Here is a 408-nt window from a genome sequence, read left to right as displayed (position 1 = left end):
CACCGGGGAACACCTTCACCCAGTCCGGGCCGGCCACCGCCAGCGCCTTGACCAACGAGTCCGGCTCGTCACGGCCCTTACGGATCGTGGGCAGACACACCCCGTCGACGTGGGCGGTCAGCGCACCTGACGGGCCCACCTCGACGAAACGGGTAACGCCAGCGGCACGCATCGCGGCGACACCATCAGCGAACCGGACCGGCTGGCGGACCTGCCGCACCCAATACTCCGGATCCATCACCTCAACACCGACCGGCTCACCGGTCACATTCGAAACCCAACCCAACGACGGCGCCGCGAAGACCACCTCGTCAAGGACAGCGGCGAAGTCCCGCAGCATCGGCTCCATACGCGCCGAATGGAACGCATGACTGACCCGCAACCGCCGCGTCTTGTCGAACCCGGCCG

1 protein-coding gene is annotated in these 408 nt (G+C 67.6%); it reads right to left on the bottom strand.

The features are described from left to right. Positions 1 to 408 (bottom strand): acyltransferase domain-containing protein (locus LPA41_RS41275; protein WP_229076950.1); only part of this gene is annotated, 408 nt, incomplete at both ends.

The sequence above is a fragment of the Actinoplanes sp. DH11 genome, assembly GCF_020873875.1.
Classification (GTDB): domain Bacteria; phylum Actinomycetota; class Actinomycetes; order Mycobacteriales; family Micromonosporaceae; genus Actinoplanes.
The sequence above is the reverse complement of the archived record's forward strand: the minus strand, read 5'-3'. Positions and strand labels throughout refer to the sequence as shown.